Here is a 13,455-nt window from a genome sequence, read left to right on the forward strand (position 1 = left end):
AACGGATAAGCTGACAACGCGGACTGTTCCATGGGGGGAGCAGTGGCTGTTGCGGGGGAAGGCGACCGAACCGATGTCCGCTGCCGAAGATCACCGAACGTTCCAGGACCGCAGAGTGCTGGTGGTCTCGACCAACTACGCGCCTGAGCTGACCGGCATAGGCCCGTACGCCACCCAGCTCGCCGAGCACTGGGCGGCGTCCGGAGCCGGGGTCCAGGTGCTCACCGGCATGCCGCACTACCCGTCCTGGCGTACCGACGAACGCTACCGGGGGTCTGGCGGACCCGCGAGACCCGCGCCGGAGTCACCGTCCACCGCCGCAGGCACTACGTACCGCCCCGTCAGAGCGCCCTGCGCCGGGCCGCGTTCGAGGCGACGGTGCTGGCCCACGGTCTCCTCGCTCCGCCGCCCGGCCGCCCCGACGCCGTGATCGCCCAGATGCCGAGCCTCGCCGGCGGCGTCATAGGCGCCCGGATCGCCCGCCGCCACCGCGTCCCGTACATACCCGTCGTCCAGGACCTGATGGGCGCCGCCGCGGCCCAGAGCGGCATACGGGGCGGCGGCAGGGCGGCTGCCGCGGCCGCGGCGGCCGAGCGGTACGCGCTGCGCGGCGCCGCCCTGGTGGGCGTCATCCACGAGACGTTCGTCCCAGGCGTCACCGCCCTCGGCGTCGACCCGGACCGCATCCGCGTCGTCCCCAACTGGACGCATGTCGAGCCCCCTTCCGCCGACCGCTCCGCCACCCGCGCCCGGCTCGGCTGGCCGGACCGCACCCCGGTGCTGCTGCACTCGGGAACATGGGCCTCAAACAGGGCCTCGACGTCCTTATCGACACGGCCAGGCTCGCCCCGGACGTCCGTGTCGTCCTGATGGGCGACGGGAACCAGCGCGAGGCGCTCCGCGCCCTCGCGGGAACCCTGCCCAACATCGACTTCCTGCCGCCCGCCGACGCGGGCGAGTTCACGGACGTCCTGGCCGCCGCCGACGTCCTCGCGGTGACGCAGCGGGCCTCCGTGCTCGACATGAGCGTGCCCTCCAAGCTCACCTCCTACTTCGTCTCCGGGCGGCCCGTGGTCGCCTCCGTCGCCGACGAGGGCGGCACCGCCGACGAGGTCCGCCGCTCCGGCGCCGGAGTCCTGGTCGCACCGGAGGACCCCGCCGCACTCCTCGCGGCCGTACGCAAGCTCACCGAGGACGCCACCGCGGCCGGGGCACTCGGCGCCCACGGCCCGCGCTACGTCGCCCACCACCTGGGCCGCGAGGCGGGACTCGCCCGCTTCGACGCCCTGCTCACCGAGGTCCTCGGGAACGCTCAAGGGAGTCCACAGCGATGACGCATCCGATCCGCCCCTGGAGGACCAGGACGAACCGGCGCTGCTGAGGGACCAGTTCCGCCAGCTCCTGCGCTACCGGGAGCTCCTCGCCGCCGGTGTCCTCGTCGGGCTCCTCGGCGGCGGCTACCTCGCCCTCAGCGGCGAGGCGACCTACACGGCCACCGGCACCGTGCTCGTCCGCTCCGCCACCGCCGACCCGTTCGCCACGGGGGCCTCGGCCGACAAGGGCATCAACATCGGCTCCGAGCGGCAGACCGCCGTCAGCGACACCGTGGGCGACCTGGCGGCCCGCGCCCTCGCCAAGGACGCCGACCGGGTCGACGCGGGGGACCTGCTGGCCGGCCTCCAGGTCACCAACCCGCCCAACACGCTGACCCTGCGCTTCTCCTACACGGGGGAGACGCCCGAGCAGGCGAGGGCCCGCGCCGAAGCCCTCGCCGACGCCTACCTCGAACACCGCAGACAGCGCACCGAGGAGAGCATCGAGAACATGGAGCAGGGCTACCGGGCCCAGCTCGAACCGCTGGAGGAGAAAAGGGACCTGCTGGAGGAGCAGGCCGGCGTGAGCGAAGCCGACGACGTGAGCAGCGCCCGCGCCAACCTCATCGTCTCCATCTCCGAACTCAGCCGCAAGATCAGCGAACTGCGCGCCCTGGACACCACACCCGGCTACCTCAACCAGAAGCCCGTCGCCCCTACGGAGCCCACCGGGGCCGGCCTGCCCATGCTGCTCGGCCTCGGCGGCGTGGTGGGCCTCGCCCTGGGGCTGCTGCTGTCCTGGGTGCGCCTCGTCTTCGACCCGTCCGTCCGCTCCCCCGCGAGCTCGTCCGCTCCCTCGGCGCCCCGCTGCTCGGCACCCTGCCCCGCGAGCGCGGAGCCCCGGACGGGCTGCTCGCCATCGGGCGCGGCAGCAGCAGGCTCGCCGAGGAGTACCGGGCGGTGGCCTTCCGCCTCGCCTACGACCCCGCGTTCGCGGAGACCCGCCGGCTGCTCGTCACCGCACCGCGCGGCGACAACGCCGCCGCTGCCGGGGCCGCCGCGAACCTGGCGGCCGCCTTCGCCGAGATGGGCCGGGACGTCCTCCTGGTCGAGGCCGATCTGCGTACGCCCTCGCTCGCCCGCGAGCTGGGCTCGGCCGCGCACGAGGCCCGGCCGCCCCGCTGGGCCGCCGACGAGGACGGCGCCTGGCCCTCGGGCAGCCGCTCCAACGTGGACGTGCCGGGCTCCGGCGCCTTCACCCTCGTCGCGGGCAGGCGCGTCGACAACGTGCCCCGCGCACTGACCTCCGTCCCCGTCGGCCGCATCGTGGCCGAGGCCGACCGCCCGGGCACCGTCGTCATCGTGCTGGCCCCGCCCGTGCTGGCCTACGCCGACGCGGTCGCCCTCGTCGACCGGGTGACGGGCGTGATGATCGTCTGCGATCCGCGCGAGGTGCACCGCAGCGATGTCGAGCGGATACGCGAGATCATCAGCGCGTCCGGCGGCTCGGTGCTCGGTGTCCTGCTCCACCCCGGCCGGGGGCGCATCGGCTCCAAGGAGCGCAAGAAGTCCTCCAGGCGGCGCGGCGGTCCGGCCGCACGGACGGACGGCCACGACCCCGACGACCTCGCGCTCACCGGCGACCCCACCGAGACGCTCGGACTGCGTGCCTTCGACGCCTCCGCGGGCCGCCGGTGAGGGCACGCACCGCGATCGTCTGCTCGGTCGCGGACCAGGGCGTCACGGCGCTCACCAACATCCTGGTACTGGTGGCGGCGGCCCGGCTCTCCACCGTCTCCGACTTCGCGCGGTTCTCCGCCGTCTATCTGGTCTTCTCCGTCCTGCTCGGAGCATCCGGCGCCTACACCGGGCAGCCGCTGGTGCTGCGGCGCGGCGAGAGCGACGGCACCCGGGGCGCCTGCCGGTCGGCCGTCGCCTTCACCCTGCTCGCCGCCACCGCGCTCGGCGGACTGCTCGCCGTCGTCTGCCTCCTCGTCCCCGGGGACACGGCACGCGCCCTCATGATGCTCGGGCTCGTCCTGCCGGCCGTCCTCGGCCAGGACGCCACGCGTTACGCCTTCGCCACCCTGCGCCTGCCCCACCTCGCGCTCGCCGGCGACGTCCTGCGCCTGGTCTGCGTCCTGGGCTCCCTGGCCGCTCAGCCGTACGGCGCCGGGGCGGCGCGCCTCATCACCGTCTGGGGGCTCTCCGCCCTCCCCGCCCTGCTGCTCTCCGCCGTCCTGCTGCACCGGCGGACCGCGGGGGCGCCCCCGCTCCTTCGCGCCCAGTTCCGGCGGGGCCACCTCGGGCGGCGGTTCGTCCTGGAGTTCGGCGTCGGCAACGCGACGAGCCAGCTCTCCGTGCTCGGTCTGGGAGCCGTGGGCAACCCCCTGGTGGTGGGCGCGCTGCGGGGGGCGACCACCCTGTTCGGACCCCTGAACGTGCTCTACACCTCGGCCACCAGCTTCGGCCCCCCGCTGCTGGGACGCCTCGGCTCCCGGCGGCGGCAGGTGCGGGCCGCGGCGGGGCTCGGTGCCGTCCTCGCGGCCACCGCCGCCCTGTGGGCGACCGCGCTGGCGCTGCTGCCCGACGCGGCGGGCCGCGAACTCCTCGGCGACACCTGGCCCACGGCCGCGTCCCTGCTGCCCGCGACGGGCAGCCAGTACGCGGCGATGGCCGTGGCCACCTGCGGCCTGCTCGCCCTGCGGATGCTCGACCCCCGCACCACGCTCTCCATCCAGGTGGTGTTCTCGCTCGCCGCCGTGGGCTTCCTGGCCGGCGGCTACGCCCTCGGCGGTGTCACCGGCGCCGCCTGGGGCCTGTGCCTGGGGTCCGTCTGCAAGGCGGTCGCCACCTGGACCCGGGTCCTGCGGCTGCGCGGCGGCAGACCCGAGGCGCGGAAGACCCTCAGCGGGAGCGCTGTCCGGTCCGGTTCCTGAAACTGGTGACGAGCAGCAGGCACAGCACGGCGATGGCGAACTTCCCGGCGGACTGGAGCAGCGGACCGCGCAGCAGGATGAACGTGTACCCCGCGATGAGGGGCGCCGCGATCGCCAGCACACTGCCAGGTCCCGGCCCCGCCCTGGTCACAGCGACCGCGAACCTGCGGTCCGTACGCGCGGCCCCGTAACCGACGAGCGCGAGGCCCCCGGCCATGCCGGCCGCACCGAAGTCGACCCAGAGCTCGGTCCACAGGGGCGCCGAGAGGTTCGTCATCCGCATGCCCATCCACTGGCCGACCCGGACCCCCGTGTCCTCCGGCTTGCCGCTCCACACCGCGCGCGGGACGAAGAAGAGCCCGGAGCCCGCCAGCTGGCGGCCGTAGGTGTGCCCGCGGGTCTCGACCCAGGAGATGGTGTTGGCGAACATCACCGTCTGGTCGTAGTCCTTGGTGGCCAGCGGCTCGAAGACGGACGCCGACTCCACGGGCTTGTAGCCCTCGTCGTCGTACCGGAACCGGTCCGCGTACGGGAACAGCACGAGCGCGCCCACCACGCCCATGGCCAGGACCGAGCGGTAGATCGCCGCGCTGCTCGGGAACGCGGTGAACAGCAGGGAGACCAGCACCGTCAAGAACCAGTAACGGGCGTTGGACACCGGGTTGTTCACGATCAGGTTCAGGCCCGCGAGCGCCACCCACACCAGCACCGTGGAGGGCGAGCGCCGGGCCCGGCGCGAGGTGGCGAGCCTGCGCGTGCAGAAGAGCAGCGCGATGAGCGCGGGGACGGTGCCGAACCCCTTGAGGAACGCCGACCCCACGTTGGACTCGGTGGACACGACTCCGCTCTCCGCCACGGAGGCACTGATCTCCTGGCGGCTGCTGAAGAAGATCGCCGGTCCGCCCAGCTTGAGGATGTAGTACCCGCCCGCCGCGAACGCGATCACCACCAGCAGCGTCAGCCGGCCCTGGTGGGCGACCGGGCCCCTCCCGCGCTGCGCCCCCGGACGCCGGCGCAGCGGACGCCGGGCGGCCAGCAGCGCCCCGAGGTCGAAGGCGGCGCAGCCCAGCAGGATCATCGCGACGGCCGTCACCAGATCGGACCGCGGGCCCACCATCGGGGTCGGTGTCTGGCCGATGACCGTCTGGGCGAGCGGCGCCACACCCATGGCGATGTAGACGAACATCCAGAAGACGCCCTGGAGGAGCCGCCGCCTGGTGGACAGGATCATCGTGGCGAGCCGCGCCCCCGCGTAGCAGGTGAGGACGAGCTGCATCCAGAACGCGTTGTCCCGGACGCCGGTGCCCGGCTGGGCGACGATCACCGCGGGGAGGAAGCAGACCAGGCCCAGAATCATCGGAACCGCGAGTGCCCGCGAGAGCATCGCCCACGACATGGGCTTCGCGACGGACTCGACCTGCACGGACGTCATGCGCTCCCCGCTCCGTGGACCGACCTGGGAACACTCTAACGAATCACCGCACTTGAGGGGATGTGATGACTACTCTGTGCACAGTCGGCCGAGGTTGAGGGGGACCCTGGTGAAGATCCTGCACGTCGTGACGTTGCACACCCCGGACCACGCGTTCGGTGGTCCGACGAGAGTCGCGCTCAACCTGTCCAAGGTGCAGCGCGCCCAGGGCGACGACGCCCGGATCATGGCGCTGGGCGACGGCTTCGACGGCGAACTCCCGCAAACCGTCGAGGGGGTTCCCGTCCACCTGTTCCAGGCCCGCCACCTGCTTCCCATGTTCGAGGTCAGCGGCATCACCTCCGGCGCGCTGCTGCGCGCCGCGCGGCGGATGATGCGGGGCGCCGACCTCGTACACGTCCATCTCATGCGCGACCTGGTGACCCTGCCCGCGGCCCTGCTCGCCCTGGCCACCCGTACACCGCTGGTCGTCCAGACCCACGGCATGGTGGACCCGACCGAGAAGCGCGTCGCCCAGCTCACCGACCTGCTCGGGGTCCGCAAGGTGCTGCGCGGGGCGGACGCCGTCCTGTACCTGACGGAGCGGGAGCGCCTCGACGTGAACGCCGTCGCCGCCCCTGTCCCGCTCACCCGTGCCGTACGGCTGGTCAACGGTGTCCGGCCGCAGGAGCGCAAGCCCGCCCGCGAGCCAGGACGGCCCCCTGCCGTGCTCTTCCTCGCCCGCGTGCAGGAGCGCAAGCGGCCCGAGGACTTCGTCGCCGCGATGCCCGCGGTCCTCGCGGTCCACCCCGACGCGCGCTTCGTCCTGGCGGGCCCGGACACCGGTGCGCTGCCCGGGACCCTCGCACTGGCCCGCAGGCTGGGCGTCATGGGTTCGCTCGACCATGTGGGCCCCCTCGGTCACGAGGAGGTGCTCGCCGCCGGACGGGACGCCGATGTGTACGTACTCCCCTCGATCGAGGAGCCGTTGGGTGTGTCGGTCCTGGAAGCGATGTCCGTGGGCACACCCGTCGTCATCACCCGTACCTGCGGGCTGGCGCCCGACGTGGCCGACGCGGGCGCCGGCCGGGTCGTCGACAGCCGCCCCGGCGAGGACGCGGCCAACGCCGGGAAGGTCGCAGGGGCCGTCCTCGAACTGCTGGAGCCCGAGGCCAACGACCAGGCCGGCAAGGCCGCCTGGAACCTGGTCAACGACCACTTCACCATCGAGGCCGTGACCGCGACACTCCGGCGGACCTACGAGGACGTGGTCCGCCGGAGCCGCCGGTGACTCACCCGCTCCGCCCCTCCCGGGACTTGAGCGCGATCTGCCACCGGTAGAAACTCATCGCCAGCGCGAAGTCGAGCCCCGCCCGGCCGTCGAGGAAGCCACGCCGGTAGACGTACATGTACGCGAAGGACACCAGGGGCTTGAACGGCGCCTTGTGGAAGAGCTGTCCCTGGCGGGACTTCACCTTCCGCACCTGCTCCTTGACGTCCGGGTGGTGCTCCAGCCACGCCTCCCAGTCCGAGTAGCGGTTGTGCCGCTCGAACCAGGCGGTGACGGGGTCGAGATCCTGGTGCTCGATCGGGTTGGCCAGCGAACCGCTGGTGGGGGCGACCGGCTGGTAGTGGCCCTCCACCTCGCCGATCCCGGGGGCGTCGAGATCGCCGACCTCCGGATAGTGGCAGCGCGTCCGGTCCGTCAGCGACCGCTTGCGGATGGTGTAGCCGTGCCGCAGCCGCTTCCCGGAGAACCAGTAGCCCAGCGGTATGTCGTACGCCGCAGGCTTCTCGGCGGCCGGGTCGGCGAAGATCTCCCGCAGTTCCGCGAGCAGCCCGGGGCTGAGCCGTTCGTCACCGTCGAGCAGGAGTATCCAGTCCAGGTCGGTGCGGACGTGGTCCAGGCACCACTGCTTCTTGCGGGGGTGGCCCCCGTCCCAGGTGTACGGGACGACCTCGGCCCCGCACTCCTGGGCGATCTTCGCCGTGTCGTCCGTGCTGTGGGAGTCCACCACGACGACCGCCTCGAAGTGGCCGAGTACCGACTTCACCGCCTCGGCGATGTTGAGGCCCTCGTTCTTCGTGGGGATCGCGACCGCGATCGGCAGTTTGCTCATCCGTTGTCTCCTTCGGGCAGCCAGGCGTAGCAGCCTGTGGAGGTGAAGGCGCGCGCCGTGCGGGGCACGGTGATCCGCGTCGGCTTCCCCGTGCCGGACGCGCCCGCATCCAGGACCTTGCCCGCCCCGTCCTCGATCTGCCAGGTGCAGTCCTTGGTGGGGGCGGCCGAGCGGTAGCCGCCCGGGCGCAGCTTCCCGCCGGTGTGCGTGCCGTCCCCGTATCCCAGTGCGGCCTCGTCCACCAGTTCCTGGTACCGGGTGCAGAGGTGGGAGACGGCGGGCCTGGCGTCCGGGATCTCGCCGGTCACGATCGAGCCGACCGCGGTGTCCCGGTCGACCTTGACGAGGTAGCGGAGCTTGTCGCAGGTCTCCTGCCCGGTCTGGAGCACCGCGGCGGGGTCCATGCCCTCGGGCACCCGGTCGACGAGGAACTCCTTCTGCTTCTTCGTGAACGAACCGGTCGCCGGGGTGATCCGGTCGGCGGGCACCTTGGGCGTTTCATCCGTGCCGCCCGTGCCGCCCGTTCTGCTCGCGGAGGCGCCGGGAGCGGGTTCTCCGGTGGCCCCGGCCGACGGTCCGGCGACGGGGGGCCCGGAGGCCGGGGGCGTTTTCGCGCCCCCGGCCTCCGGCCCGTTCCCCTCGGCGGACGAGCCGCAGGCGGCCAGCGCCGCCGTCAGTACGACGACGGCGGCGCCGGCCAGGAACGGGTGCTTCATCAGCCCGTCCTCAGGGCGTGGTGGGCGCTGACCTGGGACGCGCTCAGCGCGGTCGGGTACACCGCGGTCTCGTCGACCTGCCCGGCGAAGAAGTTGCTGGTCGGACGGTTCGGCCAGGTGCCGAGGTTGTCCCCGCCGACCCGCCAGTAGCCCGGGTTGGTGCCGTTGCCCGTGAACAGCCGGTTGGACGCGCGCAGCTGTCCGTCCACGTACAGTGCCATGCCGCCGGTGCCCTGGGTGGCGACGACGTGGTGCCAGTTGCCGTCGTTGTATGCACCGGGCGAGGTGATCGTCCTGGCTCCGCCGCTGTAGACGCCGAACACCAGCCGCCCGTCGTTGCGCATGTACACATGCCTGTCGTACGTGGAGCTGTTCTGCATCACCCGGTTCCCGAAGCCGATGATCTTGCCGCCCTGGGCGGTGGTGGTCTTGATCCAGGTCTCCACCGAGTACCGGGCGGGCGCCGGACGCCGCTTGTTGCTGTACACGTAGTCGGCGGTTCCGTCGAAGCCGATCGCGGTCGAGTCGCCCGCGACGGCGGCCGGGGTCTGCCGGTAGGCGGGCCCGTTGCGCAGGAAGCCGTTGTCCAGACCGGCAGCGGTGTCCGACGCGAAGGTCGACGACCCCTCGTCGTACCGCCAGTACAGCGAGGCCCCGTCGCTGATGACCCGCGCCGGATACGCCTGGGCCGTGGCCGTGACGGTCGCGGACTGGGCCGGGGACTTGACGCTGGTGTTGATGCCGTCGCTCGCGGTGATCCGGTACGAGTGGCTCTCGCCCGGTGCCACGTCGGTGTCCGTCCACCGCAGTTGCGGCCGGTCCCAGAAGACGGAGAAGCCCGTCGTGGTGTGGACCGGGGTACTGGCCCCGTCCTTGTAGATCCGGTAGGTCAGCTCACCGTCGTCGGTGTCGAAGCTGGTCTGCCAGTTGACGTCGATCCGGCCGGGGGTGACCGTCGAGAGGCTGACGTTGGGCACCCACGGGGCGCCGGTGTCCGGGCCGTCGGCGAACCGGGTCAGCCCTTGCTGGCCCGCGCCGTTGACGGTGGTGAACTCCCCACCGACCCACAGGTAGTGACGGCCTCCGCTGTCCGTCTGGGTCATCACCCGGGGTCCGACCGGCTCACCGATGCCGTCGTTGGTGTCCGGGAACCACGGCAGCAGCTTGGGATCGTCGACGGACTGGGCCAGCAGGTGCTTGCGCGGCTGGTCGGGGAAGGAGTTCATGCTGGAGCAGTCGTGGACGTGGCTGCCGCTGTACAGCACTCCGGAGTGGACCAGTACGGACTGGGTGGCACCCAGGCAGGTGTCGCGCCAGCGCTGCTGGAAGTCGTCCAGGTCGATGGCGATCCTGCCGTCGAAGACACCGCCTCCGGTGCCCTCGTTGGCCGTGTAGAAGCCGGTGGCGTCCGTGGTGAGGTCCTGCACCGTGGACGTCTCGGGGATGAAGCCGGGATAGCTCTTGGTGAGCGCCCCCGTGGTGGCGTCGACCACGGCCAGTGCGTGCGAGGCGGTGCCGTTGACGGTGAAGAAGTCGCCGCCGAGCAGGATCTTCCGCCCGTCCGGCGTCACCTCGATCGCCCTGGCCACCTCGTCCGCGTTCGCCGTCCACGGGAGCAGGTCCGCACCCGTGGTGACGGCGGCGAACTTGTTCCGGGTCTGCCCGCCGACGTTGTTGAAGTCACCGCCCAGATAGACGGTGTCGGCGGTGACGGCCAGGGCCCGTACCGTCGCCGTGACGCTGATCTTGAAGTCCTGGCGCGGGGTGCAGGTCGCCGTGTCGATCGCCGCGATGTTGCTGACCCCGACGCCGTTGACCGAGCCGAACTGACCTCCGGCGTAGAGGGTGTCGCCGTCCGGGGAGAGGGCCAGCGCCCGTACGGTCGCCGTCCCGGAGGAGAGGGTGAAGGACAGGTCGCACCCGGTGGGCACACCGGTCCCCGCGTCGAACGCGGCGAAGTTCACCGCGGGCTGCTCGCCCGTGCCGGGCGCGGCGTCCGGCGGCCGGACGGTGGAGAAGGTTCCTCCCGTGTACACGATTCCTTCGGTCGCGGCCATCGACCAGACGATTCCGTTGGTCTGCCAGGTCGTGAGGTCGTCCGCCGTGATCGACACCGGGGGTGTCAGCGCGGCAGCCGGTGCGGCTCCGGCCGCGGTGGCGGTCAGGGCTCCGGCCAGCAGGCAGAGCGTGGCGGATGCGGCTCGCACCCTGCCACCTGACTGCCCGGATTTCTGCCCCGTACTTCCGTTCATCATTCAGCTCCGAAGGTGAGAACGAGCTGCGGCCGGCAGGCCGCGGATGATGCCTCGCCCGACCGGATGCGCAGGCTGTCCTGTGCGCTGCTGGTCAGGGCGAATGAGTAAGCGGAGCCAAGTGCTCCGCCTCGTGCGGTCGCGTTCGGGTCCACCGGGTAGCCGGTGGAGAGCGGGGTCGCGTCCGTGATGGTCCCCGGCACGGACGCGGACGGCGCCGGCCGGGTGCTGTGGGGGAGCGCCGGCTCGGTCCCGGCGCCGGTGCGGCCCTGCCCGGGCGGGGCCGCGGGCGGGGTGCGGCGCGGATACCCCGCGCGCGGAGTACCGCCGCGCGAGGCGAGCCGGCTGTCGTCGTACGTGGCGTTCGCCGCGACACCGTGGACGTACGCGTCCTCGGTCGGTGCGGGGTCGAGCGTGCCGCCGCCCGGCGGGGGAGCGGGGTCGGCCGAGTGGGGACGGGCGGTCGGCGCGGTCTCGGCGGCCCCGCCCACGGACGGCACACCGGAGGCGAGGGGAGCACCGCGACGGGAGCGCCGCGGCCCGGGCGCCCCGGCCGTCTCATCGGTGCACCCGGGCGGCTGCTCCGCTGAGCTGGTCGTCCAGCCGGCATATGTCGGCGTCCACCATGATCCGGGCCAGCTCGCGCGACTTCACCAGGGTCTTCCAGCCGAGCAGTTCCTCCGCCTTGGACGCGTCGCCTATCAGCGCGTCGACCTCACTGGGGCGCTCGTACTTCGGGTCGTAGCGCACGTGCTCACGCCAGTCGAGCCCGGCGTGCTCGAAGGCGTACTCCAAAAACTGCCGGACACTGACGCCCTCCCCCGTGGCCACCACGTAGTCGTCCGGCTCGTCGCACTGGAGCATGCGCCACATCGCGTCCACGTACTCCGGGGCGTACCCCCAGTCCCGTACGGCGTCGAGGTTGCCCAGGTACAGCCGGTCCTGGAGCCCCGCCTTGATCCGGGCCACCCCACGGGTGATCTTGCGGGTCACGAAGGTCTCGCCGCGGCGCGGGGACTCGTGGTTGAACAGGATGCCGTTGACCGCGAACATGCCGTACGCCTCACGGTAGTTCACCGTCGCCCAGTACGCGTAGAGCTTGGCGACGCTGTACGGGCTGCGCGGGTGGAACGGCGTGTGCTCGTTCTGCGGGGGCGGGCTGGCGCCGAACATCTCCGACGAGGACGCCTGGTAGACGCGGGCGTCGATGCCACTGGCACGCACGGCCTCCAGGAGCCGGACGGCACCGAGCCCCGTGACGTCACCGGTGTACAGCGGAGCGTCGAAGGAGACCCTGACGTGGGACTGCGCCCCCAGGTTGTACACCTCGTCGGGCTTTATGTCGCGCAACAGGTTCACCAGGGCGACGCCGTCCGCGAGGTCGGCGTGATGGAGCACGAAGGAGCGCCCCGCCTCCTCAGGGCCCTGGTAGATGTGGTCGATCCGCTCGGTGTTGAAGCTCGACGAGCGCCGGATCAGCCCGTGGACCGTGTACCCCTTCTCCAGCAGCAGCTCCGCCAGATACGAACCGTCCTGGCCGGTCACACCGGTGATGAGCGCGGTCTTCGCCATGGTTCCCCCTTACTTCCCGCCTGAGAGGCGGTTGTTCACCGATATTTCGGAGTTTGAGTGTTCTGCGGTAAAGGTCACCGACCCGCACGGCTCCTGGCAGAATCCGGGCCATGACGACTGATCTTCCCGGCCCTCCCCAGGAAACCGTGCGCCCCTGCTACGACCCGGTTCCCGCATATTCGTCGCGGGCCACCGAGGTCTGGTCGGCTCGGCTCTGGTACGCCGCCTCGCCGACGACGGCCACGAGGTGCTCACCCGCGGCCGGGACCTCCTCGATCTGCGCGACGCCACGCCGACCGAGGCGTATCTGCGCGACACCCGCCCGGACGTCGTCATCCTGGCCGCCGCCAAGGTGGGCGGGATCATGGCCAACAGCACCTACCCGGTGCAGTTCCTGGAGGACAACCTGCGCATCCAGCTCAGCGTGATCGCGGGGGCGCACGCGGCCGGCACGGAGCGGCTGCTCTTCCTCGGCTCCTCCTGCATCTACCCCAAGCACGCCCCGCAGCCCATCCGCGAGGACTCCCTGCTCACCGGCCCCCTGGAGCCGACGAACGAGGCGTACGCGCTGGCGAAGATCGCCGGAATCACCCAGGTCCGCTCCTATCGCCGGCAGTACGGCGCCGCGTACATCAGCGCCATGCCCACCAATCTCTACGGGCCAGGGGACAACTTCGACCTGGAGACCTCGCACGTCCTGCCCGCCCTGATCCGCCGGTTCCACGAGGCCAAACAGGACGGTGCCCCCGAGGTGACCCTCTGGGGTTCGGGCAGCCCCCGCCGCGAGTTCCTGCACGTCGACGACCTCGCCACCGCCTGCGTCCGGTTGCTGGAGTCGTACGACGGGGAGGATCCCGTCAACATCGGCTGTGGAGACGATCTCACGATCAGGGAACTCGCGGAGACCGTACGTGAGGTGACGGAGTATCAGGGACGGATCGCCTGGGACACGTCCAAGCCCGACGGCACCCCGCGCAAGCTCCTGGACGTCTCCCGTCTCACCTCCCTCGGCTTCACGCCGCAGATCCCGCTGCGCGACGGCATCGCGCGCACCTACGCCTGGTGGCTCGGGCAGCGGCCCCCGCAGAGCTGAGGGCGCGGGCCGGCCGCCACCGCGGTCTCCTCGCATCCG

Annotated in this window: 8 protein-coding genes and 3 pseudogenes; 5 read left to right on the plus strand and 6 right to left on the minus strand. The window is 72.0% G+C overall.

What is annotated here, in order from left to right; genetic code table 11:
* Positions 1–73 precede the first annotated feature (73 nt).
* The 3 genes and pseudogenes from Sfulv_RS22645 to Sfulv_RS22655 all read left to right on the plus strand — a co-directional run bounded on the left by Sfulv_RS22645 (position 74) and on the right by Sfulv_RS22655 (position 4,252).
* Positions 74–1,334, plus strand: a pseudogene (locus Sfulv_RS22645) (glycosyltransferase).
* Positions 1,331–3,011, plus strand: a pseudogene (locus tag Sfulv_RS22650) (P-loop NTPase family protein). Before Sfulv_RS22645 ends, Sfulv_RS22650 begins: the two co-directional pseudogenes overlap by 4 nt.
* Positions 3,008–4,252: an MATE family efflux transporter gene (locus Sfulv_RS22655; RefSeq protein WP_173316370.1), complete on the plus strand. Its 1,245-nt coding sequence runs from the start codon at positions 3,008–3,010 to the stop codon at positions 4,250–4,252. Before Sfulv_RS22650 ends, Sfulv_RS22655 begins: the two are co-directional and overlap by 4 nt.
* Here the strand turns inward: Sfulv_RS22655 and Sfulv_RS22660 are convergent.
* Complete coding sequence (locus tag Sfulv_RS22660) at positions 4,221–5,684, minus strand: hypothetical protein (RefSeq protein WP_246353188.1); 1,464 nt, start codon at positions 5,682–5,684, stop codon at positions 4,221–4,223. The genes Sfulv_RS22655 and Sfulv_RS22660 overlap by 32 nt on opposite strands.
* A 109-nt stretch (positions 5,685–5,793) precedes the next feature.
* Here Sfulv_RS22660 and Sfulv_RS22665 point away from each other — a divergent pair, with 109 nt between their 5' ends.
* Positions 5,794–6,954 carry a glycosyltransferase gene (locus tag Sfulv_RS22665; protein WP_173316371.1) on the plus strand — a complete coding sequence of 387 codons (1,161 nt, stop codon included), beginning with the start codon at positions 5,794–5,796 and terminating at the stop codon, positions 6,952–6,954.
* A gap of 1 nt (position 6,955) precedes the next feature.
* Here Sfulv_RS22665 and Sfulv_RS22670 read toward each other — a convergent pair whose 3' ends face one another.
* The 5 genes from Sfulv_RS22670 to gmd form a co-directional block, all read right to left on the minus strand.
* Entirely contained in the window at positions 6,956–7,783 is an 828-nt protein-coding gene (locus tag Sfulv_RS22670; RefSeq protein WP_173316372.1) for a glycosyltransferase family 2 protein, read from the minus strand.
* The gene (locus Sfulv_RS22675) at positions 7,780–8,499 is read right to left on the minus strand and encodes an Rv1352/Rv1906c domain-containing protein (protein ID WP_173316373.1); all 720 of its coding nucleotides are present in this window, start codon (positions 8,497–8,499) and stop codon (positions 7,780–7,782) included. The genes Sfulv_RS22670 and Sfulv_RS22675 overlap by 4 nt, the downstream gene beginning before the upstream one ends.
* Positions 8,499–10,754, minus strand: coding sequence for a LamG domain-containing protein (locus tag Sfulv_RS22680; RefSeq protein WP_173316374.1), 2,256 nt, complete (start codon positions 10,752–10,754; stop codon positions 8,499–8,501). The genes Sfulv_RS22675 and Sfulv_RS22680 overlap by 1 nt, the downstream gene beginning before the upstream one ends.
* Entirely contained in the window at positions 10,751–11,242 is a 492-nt protein-coding gene (locus tag Sfulv_RS22685; RefSeq protein ID WP_173316375.1) for a hypothetical protein, read from the minus strand. The genes Sfulv_RS22680 and Sfulv_RS22685 overlap by 4 nt, the downstream gene beginning before the upstream one ends.
* Before the next feature lie 67 nt (positions 11,243–11,309).
* Entirely contained in the window at positions 11,310–12,323 is a 1,014-nt protein-coding gene (gene gmd / locus Sfulv_RS22690) for a GDP-mannose 4,6-dehydratase (RefSeq protein WP_173316376.1), read from the minus strand.
* 110 nt (positions 12,324–12,433) lie between these two features.
* On the opposite strand from gmd, the pseudogene Sfulv_RS22695 reads away from it, so the two are divergent.
* A pseudogene (locus tag Sfulv_RS22695) lies at positions 12,434–13,416 on the plus strand (GDP-L-fucose synthase family protein).
* Positions 13,417–13,455 lie beyond the last annotated feature (39 nt).

The sequence above is a fragment of the Streptomyces fulvorobeus genome (genome assembly GCF_013167895.1).
Lineage (GTDB): Bacteria > Actinomycetota > Actinomycetes > Streptomycetales > Streptomycetaceae > Streptomyces > Streptomyces fulvorobeus.

Bases quoted from the DNA above. Each gene is read 5' to 3' on its own strand.
- Sfulv_RS22660 (WP_246353188.1), bottom strand. From the start codon at position 5,684: ATGACGTCCGTGCAGGTCGAGTCCGTCGCGAAGCCCATGTCGTGGGCG.
- Sfulv_RS22670 (WP_173316372.1), bottom strand. From the start codon at position 7,783: ATGAGCAAACTGCCGATCGCGGTCGCGATCCCCACGAAGAACGAGGGC.
- Sfulv_RS22675 (WP_173316373.1), bottom strand. From the start codon at position 8,499: ATGAAGCACCCGTTCCTGGCCGGCGCCGCCGTCGTCGTACTGACGGCG.
- Sfulv_RS22680 (WP_173316374.1), bottom strand. From the start codon at position 10,754: ATGATGAACGGAAGTACGGGGCAGAAATCCGGGCAGTCAGGTGGCAGG.
- gmd (WP_173316376.1), bottom strand. From the start codon at position 12,323: ATGGCGAAGACCGCGCTCATCACCGGTGTGACCGGCCAGGACGGTTCG.